This window comes from Streptacidiphilus sp. PAMC 29251, from assembly GCF_054208735.2.
This window is the reverse complement of the sequence record NZ_CM135725.2, coordinates 9,710,656-9,726,525: the sequence shown is the minus strand read 5'-3', so window position 1 is coordinate 9,726,525 and position 15,870 is coordinate 9,710,656. Positions and strand designations below refer to the sequence as shown.

General features: G+C 70.1%; 15 protein-coding genes and 3 pseudogenes. 13 read left to right on the top strand and 5 right to left on the bottom strand.

The genetic code is table 11. The features are described from left to right. The first annotated feature begins 27 nt into the window (after positions 1 to 27). A pseudogene (locus ACXKR8_RS46565) lies at positions 28 to 965 on the top strand (NADP-dependent oxidoreductase). Between the two features lie 106 nt (positions 966 to 1,071). On the opposite strand, the gene ACXKR8_RS46560 reads toward ACXKR8_RS46565, so the two are convergent. Next, positions 1,072 to 1,986, bottom strand: coding sequence for an LPXTG cell wall anchor domain-containing protein (locus tag ACXKR8_RS46560; RefSeq protein ID WP_458270595.1), 915 nt, complete (start codon positions 1,984 to 1,986; stop codon positions 1,072 to 1,074). A 213-nt stretch (positions 1,987 to 2,199) separates the two neighbouring features. Here ACXKR8_RS46560 and ACXKR8_RS46555 point away from each other — a divergent pair, with 213 nt between their 5' ends. The 4 genes from ACXKR8_RS46555 (at position 2,200) to ACXKR8_RS46540 (ending at position 5,664) form a co-directional block, all read left to right on the top strand. Next, positions 2,200 to 2,832 carry a TetR/AcrR family transcriptional regulator gene (locus tag ACXKR8_RS46555; RefSeq protein ID WP_458270594.1) on the top strand — a complete coding sequence of 211 codons (633 nt, stop codon included), beginning with the start codon at positions 2,200 to 2,202 and terminating at the stop codon, positions 2,830 to 2,832. Further along, positions 2,829 to 3,224, top strand: a complete 396-nt coding sequence (locus ACXKR8_RS46550) for a hypothetical protein (RefSeq protein WP_458270593.1) — start codon at positions 2,829 to 2,831, stop codon at positions 3,222 to 3,224. The genes ACXKR8_RS46555 and ACXKR8_RS46550 overlap by 4 nt, the downstream gene beginning before the upstream one ends. Next, positions 3,221 to 4,429, top strand: coding sequence for an alpha/beta hydrolase family protein (locus ACXKR8_RS46545; protein ID WP_458270592.1), 1,209 nt, complete (start codon positions 3,221 to 3,223; stop codon positions 4,427 to 4,429). The genes ACXKR8_RS46550 and ACXKR8_RS46545 overlap by 4 nt, the downstream gene beginning before the upstream one ends. A gap of 80 nt (positions 4,430 to 4,509) precedes the next feature. After that, positions 4,510 to 5,664, top strand: coding sequence for an IS701 family transposase (locus tag ACXKR8_RS46540; RefSeq protein ID WP_458270591.1), 1,155 nt, complete (start codon positions 4,510 to 4,512; stop codon positions 5,662 to 5,664). 345 nt (positions 5,665 to 6,009) lie between these two features. Here ACXKR8_RS46540 and ACXKR8_RS46535 read toward each other — a convergent pair. Further along, positions 6,010 to 6,174 (bottom strand): annotated as a pseudogene (locus tag ACXKR8_RS46535) (STAS domain-containing protein); the annotation flags it as partial. A gap of 261 nt (positions 6,175 to 6,435) precedes the next feature. On the opposite strand from ACXKR8_RS46535, the gene ACXKR8_RS46530 reads away from it, so the two are divergent. Continuing rightward, positions 6,436 to 7,710, top strand: a complete 1,275-nt coding sequence (locus tag ACXKR8_RS46530; RefSeq protein WP_458270589.1) for an MFS transporter — start codon at positions 6,436 to 6,438, stop codon at positions 7,708 to 7,710. On the opposite strand, the gene ACXKR8_RS46525 is transcribed toward ACXKR8_RS46530, so the two are convergent. Beyond that, positions 7,662 to 8,606: an ArsR/SmtB family transcription factor gene (locus tag ACXKR8_RS46525; protein ID WP_458275254.1), complete on the bottom strand. Its 945-nt coding sequence runs from the start codon at positions 8,604 to 8,606 to the stop codon at positions 7,662 to 7,664. The genes ACXKR8_RS46530 and ACXKR8_RS46525 overlap by 49 nt on opposite strands. A gap of 114 nt (positions 8,607 to 8,720) precedes the next feature. Between ACXKR8_RS46525 and ACXKR8_RS46520 the strand changes: the two are divergent. From ACXKR8_RS46520 to ACXKR8_RS46500, 5 genes and pseudogenes are all read left to right on the top strand, one after another. Next, positions 8,721 to 9,582, top strand: a pseudogene (locus ACXKR8_RS46520) (oxidoreductase); the annotation flags it as partial. Between the two features lie 177 nt (positions 9,583 to 9,759). Further along, a complete protein-coding gene (locus ACXKR8_RS46515) occupies positions 9,760 to 10,146 on the top strand; it encodes a DEAD/DEAH box helicase family protein (protein WP_462100141.1) in 387 nt (128 codons plus the stop codon). Next, on the top strand, positions 10,112 to 10,300 hold the full coding sequence (locus tag ACXKR8_RS46510) for a hypothetical protein (RefSeq protein WP_462100140.1): 189 nt from the start codon (positions 10,112 to 10,114) through the stop codon (positions 10,298 to 10,300). The genes ACXKR8_RS46515 and ACXKR8_RS46510 overlap by 35 nt, the downstream gene beginning before the upstream one ends. A gap of 11 nt (positions 10,301 to 10,311) precedes the next feature. Then, a complete protein-coding gene (locus ACXKR8_RS46505; RefSeq protein WP_458270586.1) occupies positions 10,312 to 11,031 on the top strand; it encodes a leucine-rich repeat domain-containing protein in 720 nt (239 codons plus the stop codon). A gap of 172 nt (positions 11,032 to 11,203) precedes the next feature. Further along, the gene (locus ACXKR8_RS46500) at positions 11,204 to 12,061 is read left to right on the top strand and encodes a hypothetical protein (RefSeq protein ID WP_462100139.1); all 858 of its coding nucleotides are present in this window, start codon (positions 11,204 to 11,206) and stop codon (positions 12,059 to 12,061) included. 45 nt (positions 12,062 to 12,106) lie between these two features. Here ACXKR8_RS46500 and ACXKR8_RS46495 read toward each other — a convergent pair whose 3' ends face one another. After that, complete coding sequence (locus ACXKR8_RS46495; RefSeq protein WP_458270584.1) at positions 12,107 to 12,685, bottom strand: TetR/AcrR family transcriptional regulator; 579 nt, start codon at positions 12,683 to 12,685, stop codon at positions 12,107 to 12,109. A gap of 94 nt (positions 12,686 to 12,779) precedes the next feature. On the opposite strand from ACXKR8_RS46495, the gene ACXKR8_RS46490 reads away from it, so the two are divergent. Continuing rightward, entirely contained in the window at positions 12,780 to 13,616 is an 837-nt protein-coding gene (locus ACXKR8_RS46490; RefSeq protein ID WP_458270583.1) for a class I SAM-dependent DNA methyltransferase, read from the top strand. Positions 13,617 to 13,692: 76 nt separating this feature from the next. On the opposite strand, the gene ACXKR8_RS46485 is transcribed toward ACXKR8_RS46490, so the two are convergent. Next, positions 13,693 to 14,091: a hypothetical protein gene (locus ACXKR8_RS46485; RefSeq protein ID WP_458270582.1), complete on the bottom strand. Its 399-nt coding sequence runs from the start codon at positions 14,089 to 14,091 to the stop codon at positions 13,693 to 13,695. Positions 14,092 to 14,768: 677 nt separating this feature from the next. Here ACXKR8_RS46485 and ACXKR8_RS46480 point away from each other — a divergent pair. Further along, positions 14,769 to 15,575, top strand: a complete 807-nt coding sequence (locus ACXKR8_RS46480) for a polysaccharide lyase family 7 protein (protein ID WP_458270581.1) — start codon at positions 14,769 to 14,771, stop codon at positions 15,573 to 15,575. The last annotated feature ends 295 nt before the right edge of the window (positions 15,576 to 15,870 follow it).

Here is a 15,870-nt window from a genome sequence, read left to right as displayed (position 1 = left end):
TGGATTCCCTTGGACAGGAGTACGGATATGTACGCGATCAGCCAGCGTTCCTTCGGCGGCCCGGACGTCCTCGAGCCCACCGAGGTGGAGCGGCCGCAGCCGCTGCCCTCCGAGGTGCTGGTCCGGGTCCACGCGGCGGCGGTCAACCCGGTCGACGCGATGGTCCGCGCCGGGGCCTTCCCACTGCTCGGCCAACCCCCGTTCGTCCTCGGCTGGGACCTCTCCGGCGTGGTCGAGGAGGTCGTCCCCGGCGTCACCCGCTTCCAGGTCGGCGACGAGGTCTACGGCATGCCCTTCTTCCCCGGCCCGGCCACGCCTACGCCGAGTACGTCGCCGTGCCGTCCCGCCAACTGGTCCGAAAGCCCGCGGCGCTCGACCACGCCGACGCGGCGGCCCTGCCCATGGCCGGGCTCACCGCCTGGCAGAGCCTCGTCGACACCGCACAGGTCAAGCCCGGGCAGCGGGTCCTCATCCACGGCGCCGGCGGCGGCGTCGGGCACCTCGCGGTCCAGATCGCCAAAGCCCGCGGCGCCCATGTCATCGCCACCGCCGGCGCCGCCAAGCACGACTTCGTCCGCGGCCTCGGCGCGGACGAGGTCATCGACCACCGCAGCGTCGACTTCACGGACGTCGTCACCGACGCCGACCTGGTCCTGGACGCCGTGGGCGGCGACTACGGCCCGCGGTCGATCCGGGTCCTGCGCCCCGGCGGCCTGCTGCTCACCCTGGTGGACCGGACCGACAGCGCGCTGCAACAGGCCGCAGTGGCGGCCGGGAGGCGCTTCGCCGGCGTCACCGTGGAGCCGGACCAGCTGGGACTGCAGGATATCGCCGACCTGGTCGACGCCGGGCGGCTGCGCCCGTACGTCCAGGACGCCCTGCCGATGGCGGAGGCCGCCAAGGCCCACCAGCTCATCGAGTCCGGCCACACCCAGGGGAAGATCGTGCTGACCCTCACCCGGTAACGCCTTTCCGAGCAGTGAGCAGGCCGGCCCCGGAGCCGATGGGCTCCGGGGCCGGCCTCCCTGCGAACGCAGGTCTGCGCTGATCCGGGTCTGCGCGGGGACGGACTCAGCTGTGGACGCCCCGCTTGCGGCGGCGGGTGGCGACGACGCCGACGCCGCCGGCCAGCACCAGGGCTGCCGCGATCGCGGCGGTGGTGCCGGTGTTGGAGCCGCCTCCGGTGGTGGCCAGGACCGGGCCGGTGGGGCTGGCGGTGGCCGAGGGCGCCTGAGTGGGGCTCGCCGACGGGGTGCCGGGGGCCTTGACGATGCGCAGGCCGGTGATTTCGCCGCCCCAGAACTGGACGCAGTCACCGCCGCCCTGCACGGGCGCCCCGGGGGCAGCCGTGGGAGGCGTCGCGGGGGTCGAGGCCGAAGCCGACTCGGAGGGCGAGGCGGGGGCGACCGGGGTGCTCTCGGCCGGGGCCTGGTTCGCGCCCTGGATCAGGGACTGGCTCTTGGGAGTCACCACCTTGGGCGTCTCGCTGCCGGCCGCGCCCAGGGCCTCCACGACCAGGCCGTACGCCCCGGCCGGGGCGTTCTTCAGGGCGGAGGCCTTGAGGGTGTAGGTGACGGTGGCGCCCTTGGCCAGGGTCGTGTCGTTCTCGAGGTCGTAGAACCCCGCGGTCACCTGCTTGACGGCGCCCCAGGCGCCGCCGTCCTTGGACTCGCTCACGGAGAGCACGCCCGTCAGGTCCTTCTGGCCGATGGCCAGGAAGAGCGAGAAGTGCTTCAGCGCACTGCCCGAGTCATTGGTGACCTTCACCGTTCCGGTCTTGGCCGGCCCGCCCTGCTGGAGGGTGGCCAGGCTCAGACCGGTCAGGGTGGTGTGGAGCAGGGGCCCAGTGGTGCCGGTCTTGCAGATCCCCGAGGGCGGGGACGGGACGGTGGCGGCCGCGGCCACCGCCGACGACGCGGTACCGAGGACGGCAAGGCCACTGAGGGCCGCGAGAGAGACGGCGGCGGATGTTCTGCGCAGGGGCATGTGGTGGAAGCCTCTTCTGAGGTTGCTGGGGCACGAAAGAAGTCGCGAAGCCTGGACACTAGTCCCCGCCAGTAGCCGCAAATGAGAATAAACATATGAGCACGGTAAGAACGATCGCCGTCTCCCGCGGAATCGGCCGGTATGTCAACTTCCGTGCCGCGCGCAGGCTGTCGTCATTGACATAGCGAGCGCTATTCGAATAGTCTCCGCTATATGGATAGCAAAGACTCGCAGCCGAAGCGTCTGACCCGCGCCGAAACCAAGGCCCGCACCCGAGCCCTGCTGCTCGACGCTGCCGCACGGGAGTTCGCCCGCAAGGGCTTCGCCGGTGCCTCGGTCGACCGCATCGCCGAGAGCGCGGGCTTCTCCGTCGGCGCCCTCTACTCGAACTTCGCCAAGAAGGAGGACCTGTTCCTCGAACTTCTGGCCAGTCGCAGTGGCAGCCTGCTCGCCGAGGCGGCCGGGATCGTGGTCGAGGAGGACAGCACCCTCGCCGACCGCCGCCAGGCGCTGGGGCAGCTGCTGGTCACCGCCGCGGACAAGGACGGGGATCTCGCCCCCCTGCAAGCGGAGTTCTGGCTCTACGCGATGCGCCGGCCCGAGGTCCAGGAGCACCTCTCGTCGCAGTTCCGCACCACCCGGGACACCTTGACCGAGGTCCTGGCCACCCGGACCCGGCATCCGGACATTCCCCTGGACGACCTGTCCACCGTTCTGCTGGCCCTGTTCCAAGGGCTCGTCCAGCTGCGGCGCACAGACCCCGCCCTGGTCCCCGAATCGCTCTACGGCAGCGCCCTCAACTGGCTGCTCACCGGCGTCAACACACTGGCAGGAGAAAGCTCATGAAGCCCACCTCGAAGGCCCTCATCCGCTACGTCGTCGGGGGCCTGCTGATCGGCGGGTTCTGGTATCTCAACCGCGGCCGGACGCCTTGGGAGGAAGCACTGCGCACCCTCGGCGTCTTCGCGGTGCTGATGCTGGTGATGCGGATGCGACTGCAACGCAAATCCGTGCAGGTTCACCTGGTCCCCCTCCTCGCGGCCAAGGCCGCGCTGGTCGCGACAGCCGCCCTGATCGAAGAAGGGATCAAGCACTCCACGGGCGACCCGGCGCTGGTCGTCGCGATCGGACTCGGGCTCACCGTGGCCCTGCTGGGCCCCCTGGCCGACCACCGCTTCTTCACCCCCAAGACCGCGGCACCGGCCTCGGCCACGACCACTCCGGAGCGGGTCCGATGAAGCAGCTGCTGTTCCCCGGCGACACCCAGTTCTGGTTCGAGACCCTGCGGCTGTTCGGCAACGCCTCCTACGGCGGCTCCGACTTCGGCGAGGTGCTGGCCGCGGCATCACAGGTCACCGAAGGGGACTACGACAGCTGGCACGACGCCTTCCGGGCTCAGGCCGACAGGCTTCGGGCCGAGGCCGTCCAGGCCAGGCCGGTCACCGAGCGGGACCTGCTGCTGCGCGCCTCGACGTACTACTTCACCGCCGGCTTCTTCCTGCACGCGGACCCGTCCGACCCCCGGGTCGCCGCCACCTACGATCTCAGCCAGGCGTGCTTCCAGCGAGCCGCCGCCCTGTTCGAGCCTGCCGTGGAGCTGGTGCAGATCCCCTACGACGGGACCGTCCTGGACGGGTACTTCTACCGCGCCCCGGGAGCCGGCCGCCGGCCGACCCTGATCATGCACAGCGGGTTCGACGGCGGCGCCGAGGAACTGCACTACCAAGGAGCGGCGGCCGGACCGGAGCGCGGCTACCACGTGCTGACCTTCGACGGGCCCGGCCAGCCCAGCGCCCTCCGCCGGCACGGCCTCGTGTTCCGGCCGGACTGGGAGCACGTGGTCGGAGCGGTCCTCGATCACCTCAGCACCGACCCCGGTGTCGACCAGAACCGGATCGCCCTCCTCGGGATGAGCTTCGGCGGCCACCTCGCACCCCGCGCCGCCGCGTTCGAACCCAGGCTCGCCGCGGTGGTGGCGTGCGACGGCCTCTACGACGCCGCCGCCGCGATCACCGAACCCCTCCCCTGGGACCGCGCCGAGATCGAACGCCGTGCCGGAGCCGAACACGACGAGGGACTCGACAAGGCGTTGGCCGCGATGGCCGCGAACAGCCCCACGGCGAGATGGGCGTTCGCCCACGGCCGCTACGCCCTGGGCGTGGCCACCGACCGCGAGTTCCTGGCCCGATTCCTGGAGTTCACCCTGGCCGGCGGCGTCGCGGAACGCATCACCTGTCCGGTACTGGTCTGCGAGGCGACGGACGACCACTTCTTCAAGGACAAGCAGCACACCGAACCCCGACGGCTCTACCAGCACCTCACCGCCCCCGACAAGACCCTCCTGACCTTCACCGCGGAGGAAGGCGCCGACGAGCACTGCCACGTCGGTGCGCAACGGCTGCTGTCCGGCCGGATCTACGACTGGCTCGACGCCACGATCTGACCACCGGACCTAATACTGCAACCGCATCTGGGCGTGACTTTGAGCGTGGGTGCTCGTTGGTCTGACTGTGTGCCAATGAGTTGACGGTTGAGCAGGTCGAGTCGTGGTCCGAGGGGATAGCCGGGTTTCATGCCCGGTTCGCCCGTCATTTCGGGAGGTCGGAGCCCCGCGAGCGGGCGTTGGACTACCTGAACGGGTTGCTCGCGCCCCTGGAGCGGAAGAACGGCTGGACGGTGGCCGAGCAGGTCGGGCAGGTGCGTCCCGACGGCGTCCAGCGGTTGCTCAACCACTCCGAGTGGGACGCGGATGCGGTGCGCGATGACGTGCGCGGCTTCGTTGTGGAGAGCATCGGCGCCAGGGACGCCGTGCTGATCGGCGACGACACCGGATTCCTGAAGAAGGGCACGAAGTCCGCAGGCGTCCAGCGCCAGTACACCGGAACCGCGGGCCGCACCGAGAACAGCCAGATCGGGACGTTCCTGGCCTATGCCTCGAGCAGGGGGCGGGCGTTGATCGACCGCGAGCTCTACGTCCCCGTCTCGTGGACTGATGACCGCGCACGCTGCCGGGCCGCGGGGATCGGGGACGAGGTCCCCTTCGCGACCAAGAACGAGCACTTCAAGTGGATGCTGCAGCGCGCCATCGACGCCGGCATCCCCTTCGCATGGGTCACCGCCGACGAGGCGTTCGGGCAGGTGAGGCACCTGCGCGCCTGGCTGGAGGAACGATCGGTGGCGCACGTGCTGGCCACGAAGGTCAACGACATCGTGACCACCGCCCACGGCAGGGCCGCGCAAGTGGACCAACTGATCGCCGACCTGCCCCGGCAGGCGTGGAAGCGCCTGTCGGGGGGCCGGGGCGCACACGGCGAGCGGATCTACGACTGGGCCAGGGTCGCTGTCCGCGAGACCTGGGAGAACGGGTTCGGGCACTGGGTCCTGACCCGTCGCAGCGTCAGCGACCCGAGCGAACTGGCCTACTACGTCTGCTACGGACCGGTCGCCACCCGACTGAAAGACCTGGTCAAGGTGGCTGCTGCCAGGTGGGCGGTGGAGGAGTGCTTCCAGACCGCGAAGGGCGAGTGCGGCCTGGACCACTACCAGGTACGGCTCTACCGGGCCTGGTACCGCCACATCACCCTGTCCATGGCCGCACTCGCCTACCTGACCGCCGTCCGCGCCGAAGAAGCCCAAAAAGGGGAAGCGCCGACAATGCGGACGAGCTCATACCGCTGAGCGTCCCGGAGATCCGCCGACTGATGGGGCACATCGTCGTTGCAGCCCACCACCATGCCAACGAACACCATCTGCACTGGTCACGCTTCCGACGACGAAGCCAGGCCCGCGCCCGCAACTCCCACTACAAACGCCGAGGACACAACCCCCAGATGCGGTTGCAGTACTAACCGGAGACCGCTGCCGGGAGGCCGCCGGGCGCCGGGGTGTCCACCACGGTGAACCAGGGCCGCAGGCCGGTCGCGTCCAGCAGGCGCGGCAGGCGCGGGCCGGTGACCAGCACGGTGATGCCGCCGCCGCCCCGCCGGGCCCGGCGCAGGGCGCGGACCAGGGGGCCAGCCCCGCACAGTCCATGAAGGTCACCCGGCGCAGGTCCACCACCAGCCGCACGGCACGCTGCAGCGCGGCGTCCAGCGCTTCCCCGGTCCGCTCGGCGGTGGCAATGTCCAGCTCACCGTCCAGCACCACCAGGACTCGGGCGGAGGAAACTGGTTCGGTCACGGCGGTCATGAGGGCCTCCCGGGGGTTCAGAGGCGGAAGCAGGTTGGTACTCGACCTTGAACCCCCTAGATGACCCTGACAACAACATGCGGCAAAAGTCCGGTAAAAGCCCCATTTGAATATCTCATCCGCCCCCCCGGGATGCCGTCGCACCGACCCCGGCGAAACGTGACGATTTCAGCGAATAACTCCTCAACGTCCAAGCAGCGTCGGGGTGTTCGAGGAGTCACCCGAGGACGGAACCGGGTCCGACGGGTTAGCCTGATCCGCATGATCGGAAACGGGTTGGCACGGCGAGTGACCCAGGCCCTGCCGACCAGCGGTCCGCAGCGGGCGCTGGTGCTGTCGAGTTTCGTCAACCGGATCGGCAACGGGCTCTTCAACACCGCCGCGGTGCTCTACTTCACGCTGGTGGTGCATCTGCCCGCCGCCCAGGTCGGCCTCGGACTCACCCTCGCCGGGCTGGTCGGGCTGCTGGCCGGGCTCCCCTCCGGGAATCTGGCGGACCGGTTCGGGCCACGCATCGTCGTGCTGGCGACGCTCGCCGTCCAGACCGTGACGATGGCCGCGTTCGTCCTGATCCACAGCTGGCTCGCGTTCACGCTGGTGGCCACGCTGGACCGGCTGGCCGCCTCCGGCTACAACGCCGCGCGCGGCACCCTCGTCGCCCGCGGCAGCGGTGACCGGCCGGCCCTCTTCCGGGCGAAACTGCGCAACGTCAACAACCTCGGCATCATCCTGGGAACCGTCGGCGCCGCTTTCGCCATCCAGGCCGACTCCCGGGCCGCTTACACCGTGCTGATCCTGGCCAACGCCGCCAGCTACCTGTTCTGTGCGCTGCTGCATCTGCGCGTCCCCGACTACCCGGCCCTGCCCAGCCCTCCGCAGCACCACCGCTGGGCCGTGCTGCGCGACCGGCCGTTCGTGGCCTTCACCGCACTGGACGGCGCCATGGGTCTGCAGTACCAGGCCGCGTCCCTGCTGCTGCCGATCTGGATCTCCGCCCACACCCACGCCCCGCGCTGGAGCGTGGCCGCGGTCTTCGCCGTCAACTGCGCGGTGTGCGTGCTGGTGCAGACCAGGATCGGCTCCACGGTGGAGACGCCGCGGCAGGGCGGCCGGGCCTTCCGCCACGCCGGACTGCTCTTCCTGGTCAGCTGTCCGCTGATGGCGCTGACCGCCGACGTTCCCCGCTGGGTCGCACCGGGCCTGCTGATCGCCGCGATCACCGTGCACAGCATCGGTGAGGTGTGGCAGTCCTCGGCCGGTTTCGCCCTGGGCTTCGGCCTGGCACCCGACCACGCCCAGGGGCAGTACCAGGGTCTGCTCGGCATCGGCTTCGACGCCGGGCAGGCCGCCGCCCCGATCGTGCTCACCACCGTCTGCCTCGGCCTCGGCCAGGGCGGCTGGTTGCTGCTCGGCGTCTTCTTCGCCGCGCTCGGCGTGTGCGGCCCGCCGCTGGCCCGCTGGGCCGAGAACACGCGTCCCACCGAGCCCTATCGGCAGGCGCCGAGCACGGACTCGGCGACGGAGGTCCGGGCGTAGAGCACGGAGCGCCCGGCCCGGTGGGCACTGACCAGGCCCGCGTCGCGCAGCGCGGTGAGGTGCTGGGAGACCCCGGCCGCGGAGAGCCCGGTGCGGTGGGCCAGTTCGGTGGTGGAGGCCGGTGTGTCCAGTTCGGTCAGCAGCAGGGTGCGCGAGCGGCCGAGCACGGCGACCAGGGCATCGGATCCGGTACTGGGCCGGGGCTCCCACAATGAGCCGATCCCGCGCGCCGGGTAGGCCAGTTGCGGGGGTTCCGGCGGCGTGACCCGGGTGAGCGGGGCCGGTCCGGTGAAGGCCGAGGGAATCAGCAGCAGCCCCGCGCCCGCCGTGGTCCGGGACAGGGTCCGCTGACGGCGGGTCAGTTGCAGCGTGTTGTCGTCCCAACTCAGGGCGGGGTGAAGGTCGTTGAGGAGGCGGCCAGCACCGTGTTCGGCGACCTGCCGGGCCCGGTGGAAGACGTCGGCGTCGAGTACGGTCCGGATCCGCGCCCAGTAGGGGGCGAGCGCCAACTCCCAGTAGGTCTCGATCTCCTCGGCGACCCGGACCAGCCGGGCCTGTGGCTCGGCGTAGAGGGTCCGCGACTTGGGGCCGAGCCGGCCCTGGTCGTGTCGCAGCCGGTCCAGGTCCTCGCGCACCCGGTCGGGGGGAGCGGCCAGGATCCCGGCCAGTTCCTCCGCCAGGGTGGGGGACGATCCGGCGGGCGCCGGGTTGATGAAGTCGGCGACATAGCCCGAGGGCGGGACCAGCTCGGCGAGCCAGCCCCGGTCGAGACCGGCCGCCGCCACCCGCGGCCGTACCTGTTCGATCCAGGGCTGGTGCACGGGATGCGCGGAGCCGCAGGCCAGCAGTCGGAAACTGGTCCCGACCTCCCACATCGGCGAGACCGCGAACCGCATCTGCGCCAGATCGCCCGCCGAGAACGCCAACTCCGTCAGGACGGCCACCCTCTCAGGATTCAGTCATAACTGAATCAATGGCCGTCAGCCTACCCCCGTGGAGATCATTCCGGCATGACCTCAGGGACGATCGACGCAGCCGCAGCCGGAACCTGGACATTCGGCGGTCTTGAACTCACCCGGATCGGCTACGGCGCGATGCAACTGGCGGGCCCGAAGGCCTGGGGGCCTCCGCGCGACCGGGACGGAGCCCTCGCCGTGCTGGCGGGCGCCGTCGCGGCCGGGATCACCCACATCGACACCAGCGACTATTACGGCCCGCACGTGGTCAACGACCTGATCCGGGAGGCGCTGCACCCGTACCCGGAGCAGTTTGCGGATCGCCACCAAGGTGGGAGCCCGCCGCACCCCCGACCGCGGCTGGCCCGCCGCGCTGTCCAGGGACGAGCTGGTCCAGGCCGTCCACGACAACCTCGGCCGCCTGGATGTCGCGGCGCTGGACCTGGTCAATCTGCGGATGACGGACACCCGGGACGCCGCCGACATCGCCGGGCCCTTCAGCGTGCTGGCCGAACTGCGCGAGCAGGGCCTGATCCGGCATCTGGGCGTGAGCAACGTCAGCGCCGAGCAGGTACGGGCCGCCCAGGGGATCGCCCCGGTGGTCGCCGTGCAGAACCACTACAACCTCGCCTCCCGCCAGGACGACGCACTCGTCGACCAGTGCGCCGAGCAGGGCGTCGCCTATGTGCCGTACTACCCGCTGGGGGGCTTCCGGCCGCTGCAGATCGACGCCCTGGACGGCCTCGCCCGCGACCTGGGCGTCACCGCGCGGCAGCTGGCACTGGCCTGGCTGCTGCAGCGCTCCCCCACCATTCTGCTCATCCCCGGCACGTCCTCGGCGACACACCTGCGCGAGAACATCGCGGCGGCGGCGGTCGACCTGCCGGCGCGGGCGCTGCGCGCGCTCGACGCGCTCGACGCAGTGGCCGCACGCGACGCACCCGACGCACGCGAGGCGCTGGCCGCACCGGCCGCACCACGGTTCGCTACCCGGTCGCGCGGCGGGGCCGGGTAGGCGCGGGTGCCCTCGACGGGGCTCCTGGCGGGGCTGCCAGCGAGGCCCTCGGCAGGAGCCCCGGCGTAGGATCCCGGCATGCACGTCGACAACTCTCCGGAACCCCGCGCCCTCCTGATCAACGGCACCGTCGGTGCCGGCAAGACCTCGGCGGCGGTGGCCGTGGGCGATCTGCTCACAACGCGGGGTATGCCGCATGCCGTCATCGATCTCGACTGGCTGAGTCAGTCCTGGCCGACGCCTCAGGGGGATCCTTTCAACTTCGACCTGCTGCTGCGGAATCTGCGGGGCATCGCCACCAACTACCTCGACGCCGGTGCGGTCCGCCTGGTCCTCGCCGGCGTGGTCGAGGAGCACGACGAACGGAAGCAGTTTCGCCAGTGCGGTCGGTGTCGAACTGTCGGTGTGCCGGCTCCAGGTGGACCTGCCGGTGGTCCACCAGCGGCTGGCCCGCCGCCACAGTGACGATCCCGAGGCCCTGCGCTGGCACCTGGACAGGTCCGGCGAACTGGCCGGAATCCTTGACCGGGCCGGGGTCGAGGACTTCACCGTCGACGCCACCACACGCTCCGTCGCCGAGGTCGCCGCAGCCGAGGTCGAGGCAGCAGGCTGGCAGTGAGCCCGTCGCCCATGGCGCAGTCGCTGAACTTCTGGCGTCACGGCCTCGGCGAGGTGCCGGAGTCGGTCTGGGAGCAGACCGAACTGCGGGTGCTGATCCTGGCGGACAACGGGCTGACCTCGATCTCGCCCCGGATTGCCCGACTCGGCCAGTTGCACACCCTGGACCTGGGACACAACGCCCTCACCGAGATCCCCGACACCCTGGGCGACCTCTCCGCGCTGACCGGTTTCCTCTATCTCCATGACAACCAGCTGACGGTGCTTCCCGAATCGCTGGGCCGCCTGACGCAACTCGACTACCTCAACGTCAGCGAGAACGCCCTCACCGAACTCCCGGACTGCCTCGGCGACCTGCGCGGACTCGTCGAACTGCGTTGCCAGCACAACCAGTTGACGGGGCTGCCGGACTCGGTCGGCGGCCTGCTCCAGTTGCGCGAACTGTGGCTGCGCGGCAACGCAATCGCGTGCCTGCCGGACTCCGTGGCCGCACTGACCCAGTTGCGCCACCTGGACCTTCGGGAGAACGCGCTCACGGAGATCCCGGAGGCACTGGCGACGCTCCCGCTGCTTCGCCACCTCGACCTACGGAGCAACCGTCTCAGCAGGCTCCCGGAGTGGCTCGCCCAGCTGCCCTCACTGGAGAAGCTGGACCTGCGCTGGAACGACGTCGAGCCCGCCCCCGACCTGCTGGACGCTTTGGCCCGGCGCGGTTGTTTCGTCCTGAAGTGAGACAGCCCGGGCGGGAACCTCCGACAGTGGTTGACCGTTGGACAAGATGTGCGGGTGCAGCAACGGATGCCGCCCACACCCGCTACCGGCGTCGGCCAGGTCTCCCCCGTCCTGGCCGACGCCTTACTCATGTCCCCGACACTCATGTCCCCGACCTGACTCATTTTCTATTATGCCAATTGACACATCATTAAATACCGGCCTAGGCTGCTGCCCATGGAGGAGCGCAGAGGACCCGGTCGGCCGCGGGAAGAATCCGGAGCAGCTCGCGCGGTGGACGCCGCCCGAAGGCTGGTCCCGACTGGTCGCCTGGATCTCGCCCGAGGAGAAGAAGGCGCTGAAGCGGGTTGCCGTCGAGGCCGAGGTCTCGGTCGCGGACCTGGTCCGCGCGCTGGCGGGCGGCCTGGCGGACGGCGCCATCACCCACGAGGAACTGATCGGCCACGTCAGAAAGGGCATGCAGGTCATGGAGAAGATCCCCACCCTGTTCGAGCGGGACGACGACTTTCGGGTCGTCGACCGGCCGCAGACCGAGTGCGCTTGGGTGTTCGACGGCGAGGGGGCCCCGACCGAGAAACTCGACGGAACCAACGTCCGTCTCACCGTCCGGGCCCATCAGCTGGTACGGGTGGAGAAGCGGTGCAACCCGAGCAAGCTGCAGAAGCAGCAGGGGATCAAGGACGGCTGGTACGTGGACACGGCCGAGGGCGCCGCGGAGGACAAGTGGATCCTCGCCGCCGCCCGCAATACCGACGTCACCTCATGGCCGGACGGCGAGCACTCCTGCGAAGCGCTCGGCCCCCGCATCCAGGGCAACCCACTGCGGCTGGACGACCATCGGTGCGTGCCGTTCAACCTGGAGGCGCCGGTCTACCAGGACGTGCCGCGCGACTACGCCGGCCTGCACGACTTCCTCGCCGGACTGGAGAGCCACTTCGCCCCCGGCACCCTGGCCGAGGGCATCGTCTTCCACCACCCGGACGGTCGCCGCGCCAAGATCAAGCGCAAGGACTTCCCCGCCACCGCGTAGCCAGGTGGCCTTGGGGCCTTGGAGCTGGCCAGGCCTGACGCCGACTCAGGGGCGGATCACCGCGGTCACGACCTTGCGGACGGCTGCCGCGTCCGGCGGGGCGCCTTCCCGGTCGGCGAACAGCAGGTGTCCCGCCCCGATCAGCATGGGAGCGAGCGTGTCGACGTCGGCGTCCGGCGCGATGCGGCCCCGTTCACGCTCGGCCGCGAGATAGCAGGCGAGCATCGCCGTGGCTTCCGTCATGATCGGGATTCCGGCCGTCCCGGCCTGCCGCAACCGGGCGCGCAGACCGTCCCGGGAGGTGACGAGGGCGACGATCGCCACCGCGACCGGCCGGAACAGCTCGATCAGCGCGTCGGTGAGGTGGTCGGCGACGGTTCCGGTCCCGGCGGAGTCGCGCAGGGCGACGGCCTGGTCGTCGATCCGGGCGATGCGGTCCAGCACCAGCTCGGCCAGGAAGGCGTCGAAGTCGGCGAAATGCCGGTGCAGCACCCCCTTGGCGCAGCCGGCCTCGGTGGTGACCGCCCGGCTGGTCAGCGCGCTCGACCCGTCCCGGAGCAGGACCCGTTCGGCGGCGTCGAACAGTTGCTCGCGGGCGTCGCGAAGGGCTGTCCCTGTCGGCACCGTGCATCTCCTCATTCCCCGGCCAGGTGCGCCCGTTGACGAGTGGGCACATGCCCATTACGGTGGGCATGTGCCCACTATACCGCCGGAAGACGTGCCCCCATCTGCGCACGAGCCCCATCGGCACCGGGAGACAGCCGAGTCGTTCGGCACCGACGCCGAACGCTACGACCGGACCAGGCCCCGTTACCCCGACGCCCTGGTGGGGCGGATCCTGGCCGCCCTGCCCGGGCTCGACGTCCTCGACGTCCTCGACGTCGGCTGCGGTACCGGCATCGCCGCCCGGCAGTTCCAGGCGCTCGGCTGCCGGGTGCTCGGGGTCGAGCCCGACGCACGGATGGCCGACCTGGCGCGGCAGACCGGGGTCGAGTCCGAGGCGGCGACGTTCGAGGCCTGGGACCCGGCCGGGCGGGAGTTCGACGCGGTCGTCGCCGGAACGGCCTGGCACTGGGTCGACCCGGTCGCGGGGGCCGCCAAGGCCGGCCAAGTACTGCGGCCCGGCGGCCGGCTGGCGCCGTTCTGGCACGTTCCGCAGCTTCCGCCCGGCGTGGCGAAGGCCGTCGCCGACGTCTGCGAGCGGGTGATGCCGGACTCGCCGTTCAACTTCCGGGCGGCGCTGACGAAATCGGCCGTGGACCTGCACCAGACGCAGTTCACCCGCTCCGCCGACGGGATCCGGCAGGCGGGCGGGTTCGGCGACCCGGAGCAGTGGCGCTTCGACTGGGAGTGCTCGTACACCCGGGACGAATGGCTTGAGCAGATGCCCACCCTGGGCGCCTCCACCCGGCTCCCGCCGGACCAGCTCGCCGAGGTGCTGGACGGCGTCGGAACTGCCATCGACCGGATGGGCGGCAGCTTCACGATGCCCTACGCCACGATGGCGGTCACCGCGACCCGATCCGCGCTGCGCGCGCGGCCCGACGGGGCGTGACGCTGACAGCAGGTTCGGCGCTGGTCCAGGAAGGCATGGAAGCCGGAGGGCGGTCGTGGTGGTACGGACGAGTCGGTCACGGTCGCCGTCGCCAGGGGACGTCCGGCTTGCCGCCGGAGATGCGGTCGTTGATCCGGTGGACGAATCCCGGGTTCTCGATCAGCAGGTGCTCGGTGATCGGGACCGTGATCGTCCAGGTGGGGCGGGAGTTGCTGGTGAAGCGCAGGGCGGCGGGGCGGCGGCGGGGCCAGTGGCCGGTCCTGGGGAGGATCTCGACCGGTCGCATGTCGTTGAGATGAAAGATCCGGCCGCGAGGGCGGCGCCAGTAACGCTGCCGGATCGCGTGGCGGAGGTGCATCGGCCACTGACCGTCCACCCGGAAGACGTGGTCGTACTGGGTGAACCCCCAGCGCCGGGGGACCACGGTCACGGTCTCCGGCGTGCAGACGATCCTGCAGTGTCTGCACTCGAACATGACGACCCGTTGCCCGTACATGGTCCCCCCGTGGTCCCCTGCAGTGATGGCACACCCGCATTGTGGCGTCCCTGGCACGGGAAAGGAACGGCACGAGCTCGGGCTCGCCCCAGCCGGGCCTGGCGTTCCCCACGATGGTCGTTCATGTATGCGTACGGACATGAAGGCCCTCCTGCCCTCAGGCTCGATGAAACTTCTTTCGCATGGCCACGTCAATGGTCTGGTCCACAGGCGCCCGTCTGTGCGCAGGGATGCCTGGAAAGCGGCAGGTCAGAAGCATACGAGCAGGCGTTGAAACAGAGGGCGGAGCGGCCCATGGGGCGCCTCCGCCTTCCTCTGCATGGGCAGATTCCTGGTAAACCTGCTAAAACGAACGCTTGCACAAGCTGGTGCACCAGTCCTACTGTGACTGACGCAAGCACAGATATGACTGACGTTCACGTATATGTCGGCAGCGTCAGCGGCCCCACCCCTTGCCCCAGGCTGCTTTTGACGCACCTTCAGGTACCGCTCGACAACCCCCCGGTCGAGCTGCGACCTGCTCAATCGGTCCCACGGCTCCTTCCCCGAGGACGGTCGGTCCGGCTGCTGCTGTCTGCCTGACCCGGAGAGATCCGACGTCATCACCGGTCATATCTATCTGCACAGGCGCACTCCCCCACAACCCAAGGACTCCCATGAATCGTCGCACCAAGATCATCGCGGCCACCACGGGCGTGGCCGTCGCAGGCACGATCGGCCTGCTCAGCACCGCCAGCGCCCAGGCCTCCACGACCAAGACGCTGAGCCCCAATGCCAGCACCTCGGTCGCGCCGGGTGGCAACTTCAACCTGAAGGTGTGGGAGCTGCAGGAGCCCGTGGGCTCTCCGGGCTCCCCCACCACCATCTCCTCGTCGAGGCTGCAGGGCTCCAACGGCTTCCAGGACTCGTACTTCTACACCGACCAGAAGGACGGTGCGATGACGTTCTGGGCGCCGGAGAAGGGCGTCACCACGGCCAACTCCAACTTCGCGCGCTCCGAGCTGCGGGAGATGAACTCCAGTGGCAGCGCCGCGAACTGGGCGCTCGGCGGCACGAACAAGCTGAACGCGACCCTGCGCGTGGTGTCGGTCACCGACCATGTGACGGTCGGTCAGATCCACCTCGGCACGGGCGGGTCCTCGACCAAGCCGCTGCTGGAGCTCTACTACTACAACAACGGCGACATCATCGTCGGCATAGAGAACTCGCCCTCGGGCGGCCAGACCACGCACACCGTGGGCCACGTGGCGGTCGGCAAGACCTGGACCTACCTGATCGAGGAGTCGGGGCAGAACAAGCTCACCCTCTCGATCAACGGCAGCACCACCACGTACACCATCCCGTCGTCCTTCTACCCCTACAAGAACTACTTCAAGGCCGGCTCCTACAACCAGTCGTCCTCCAGCAGCACCACCAAGGGCGCACGGGTTGCCTTCTACGGTCTGACCGTCTCCCACAGCTGACCCCGCCGGGCTCCGAACCGGCCTGCCGGCCACACGCATGCCGCGGACCTTCCCGAACCCCGGGACCAGGTCCGCGGCATGCGCATGTCGCGGACGTCGTCGACCACCGCGCGGGCTTGGGCGGGCCGGCACTCCAGCAGCAGCCCGGCCGCCAGCCGGCCCAGGCCCCGGGCACCGTCGCGGTTGGCCCCGTGGGGGTCTGGGGCTGGCCCTCGAATGTTCCATTCTTGGCTGTCACGGCAGTCAGTTTGATGGTTCAGCCAATGCGTTGGCGCGGGTGGCTGCGTGTTCGGCA

What these genes read in the sequence shown, in the direction of transcription:
- ACXKR8_RS46560 (WP_458270595.1), bottom strand. Translation starts at nt 1,986, where the DNA reads ATGCCCCTGCGCAGAACATCCGCCGCCGTCTCTCTCGCGGCCCTCAGT.
- ACXKR8_RS46555 (WP_458270594.1), top strand. Translation starts at nt 2,200, where the DNA reads ATGGATAGCAAAGACTCGCAGCCGAAGCGTCTGACCCGCGCCGAAACC.
- ACXKR8_RS46550 (WP_458270593.1), top strand. Translation starts at nt 2,829, where the DNA reads ATGAAGCCCACCTCGAAGGCCCTCATCCGCTACGTCGTCGGGGGCCTG.
- ACXKR8_RS46545 (WP_458270592.1), top strand. Translation starts at nt 3,221, where the DNA reads ATGAAGCAGCTGCTGTTCCCCGGCGACACCCAGTTCTGGTTCGAGACC.
- ACXKR8_RS46530 (WP_458270589.1), top strand. Translation starts at nt 6,436, where the DNA reads ATGATCGGAAACGGGTTGGCACGGCGAGTGACCCAGGCCCTGCCGACC.
- ACXKR8_RS46525 (WP_458275254.1), bottom strand. Translation starts at nt 8,606, where the DNA reads ATGCGGTTCGCGGTCTCGCCGATGTGGGAGGTCGGGACCAGTTTCCGA.
- ACXKR8_RS46515 (WP_462100141.1), top strand. Translation starts at nt 9,760, where the DNA reads ATGCACGTCGACAACTCTCCGGAACCCCGCGCCCTCCTGATCAACGGC.
- ACXKR8_RS46505 (WP_458270586.1), top strand. Translation starts at nt 10,312, where the DNA reads ATGGCGCAGTCGCTGAACTTCTGGCGTCACGGCCTCGGCGAGGTGCCG.
- ACXKR8_RS46500 (WP_462100139.1), top strand. Translation starts at nt 11,204, where the DNA reads ATGCCAATTGACACATCATTAAATACCGGCCTAGGCTGCTGCCCATGG.
- ACXKR8_RS46485 (WP_458270582.1), bottom strand. Translation starts at nt 14,091, where the DNA reads ATGTTCGAGTGCAGACACTGCAGGATCGTCTGCACGCCGGAGACCGTG.
- ACXKR8_RS46480 (WP_458270581.1), top strand. Translation starts at nt 14,769, where the DNA reads ATGAATCGTCGCACCAAGATCATCGCGGCCACCACGGGCGTGGCCGTC.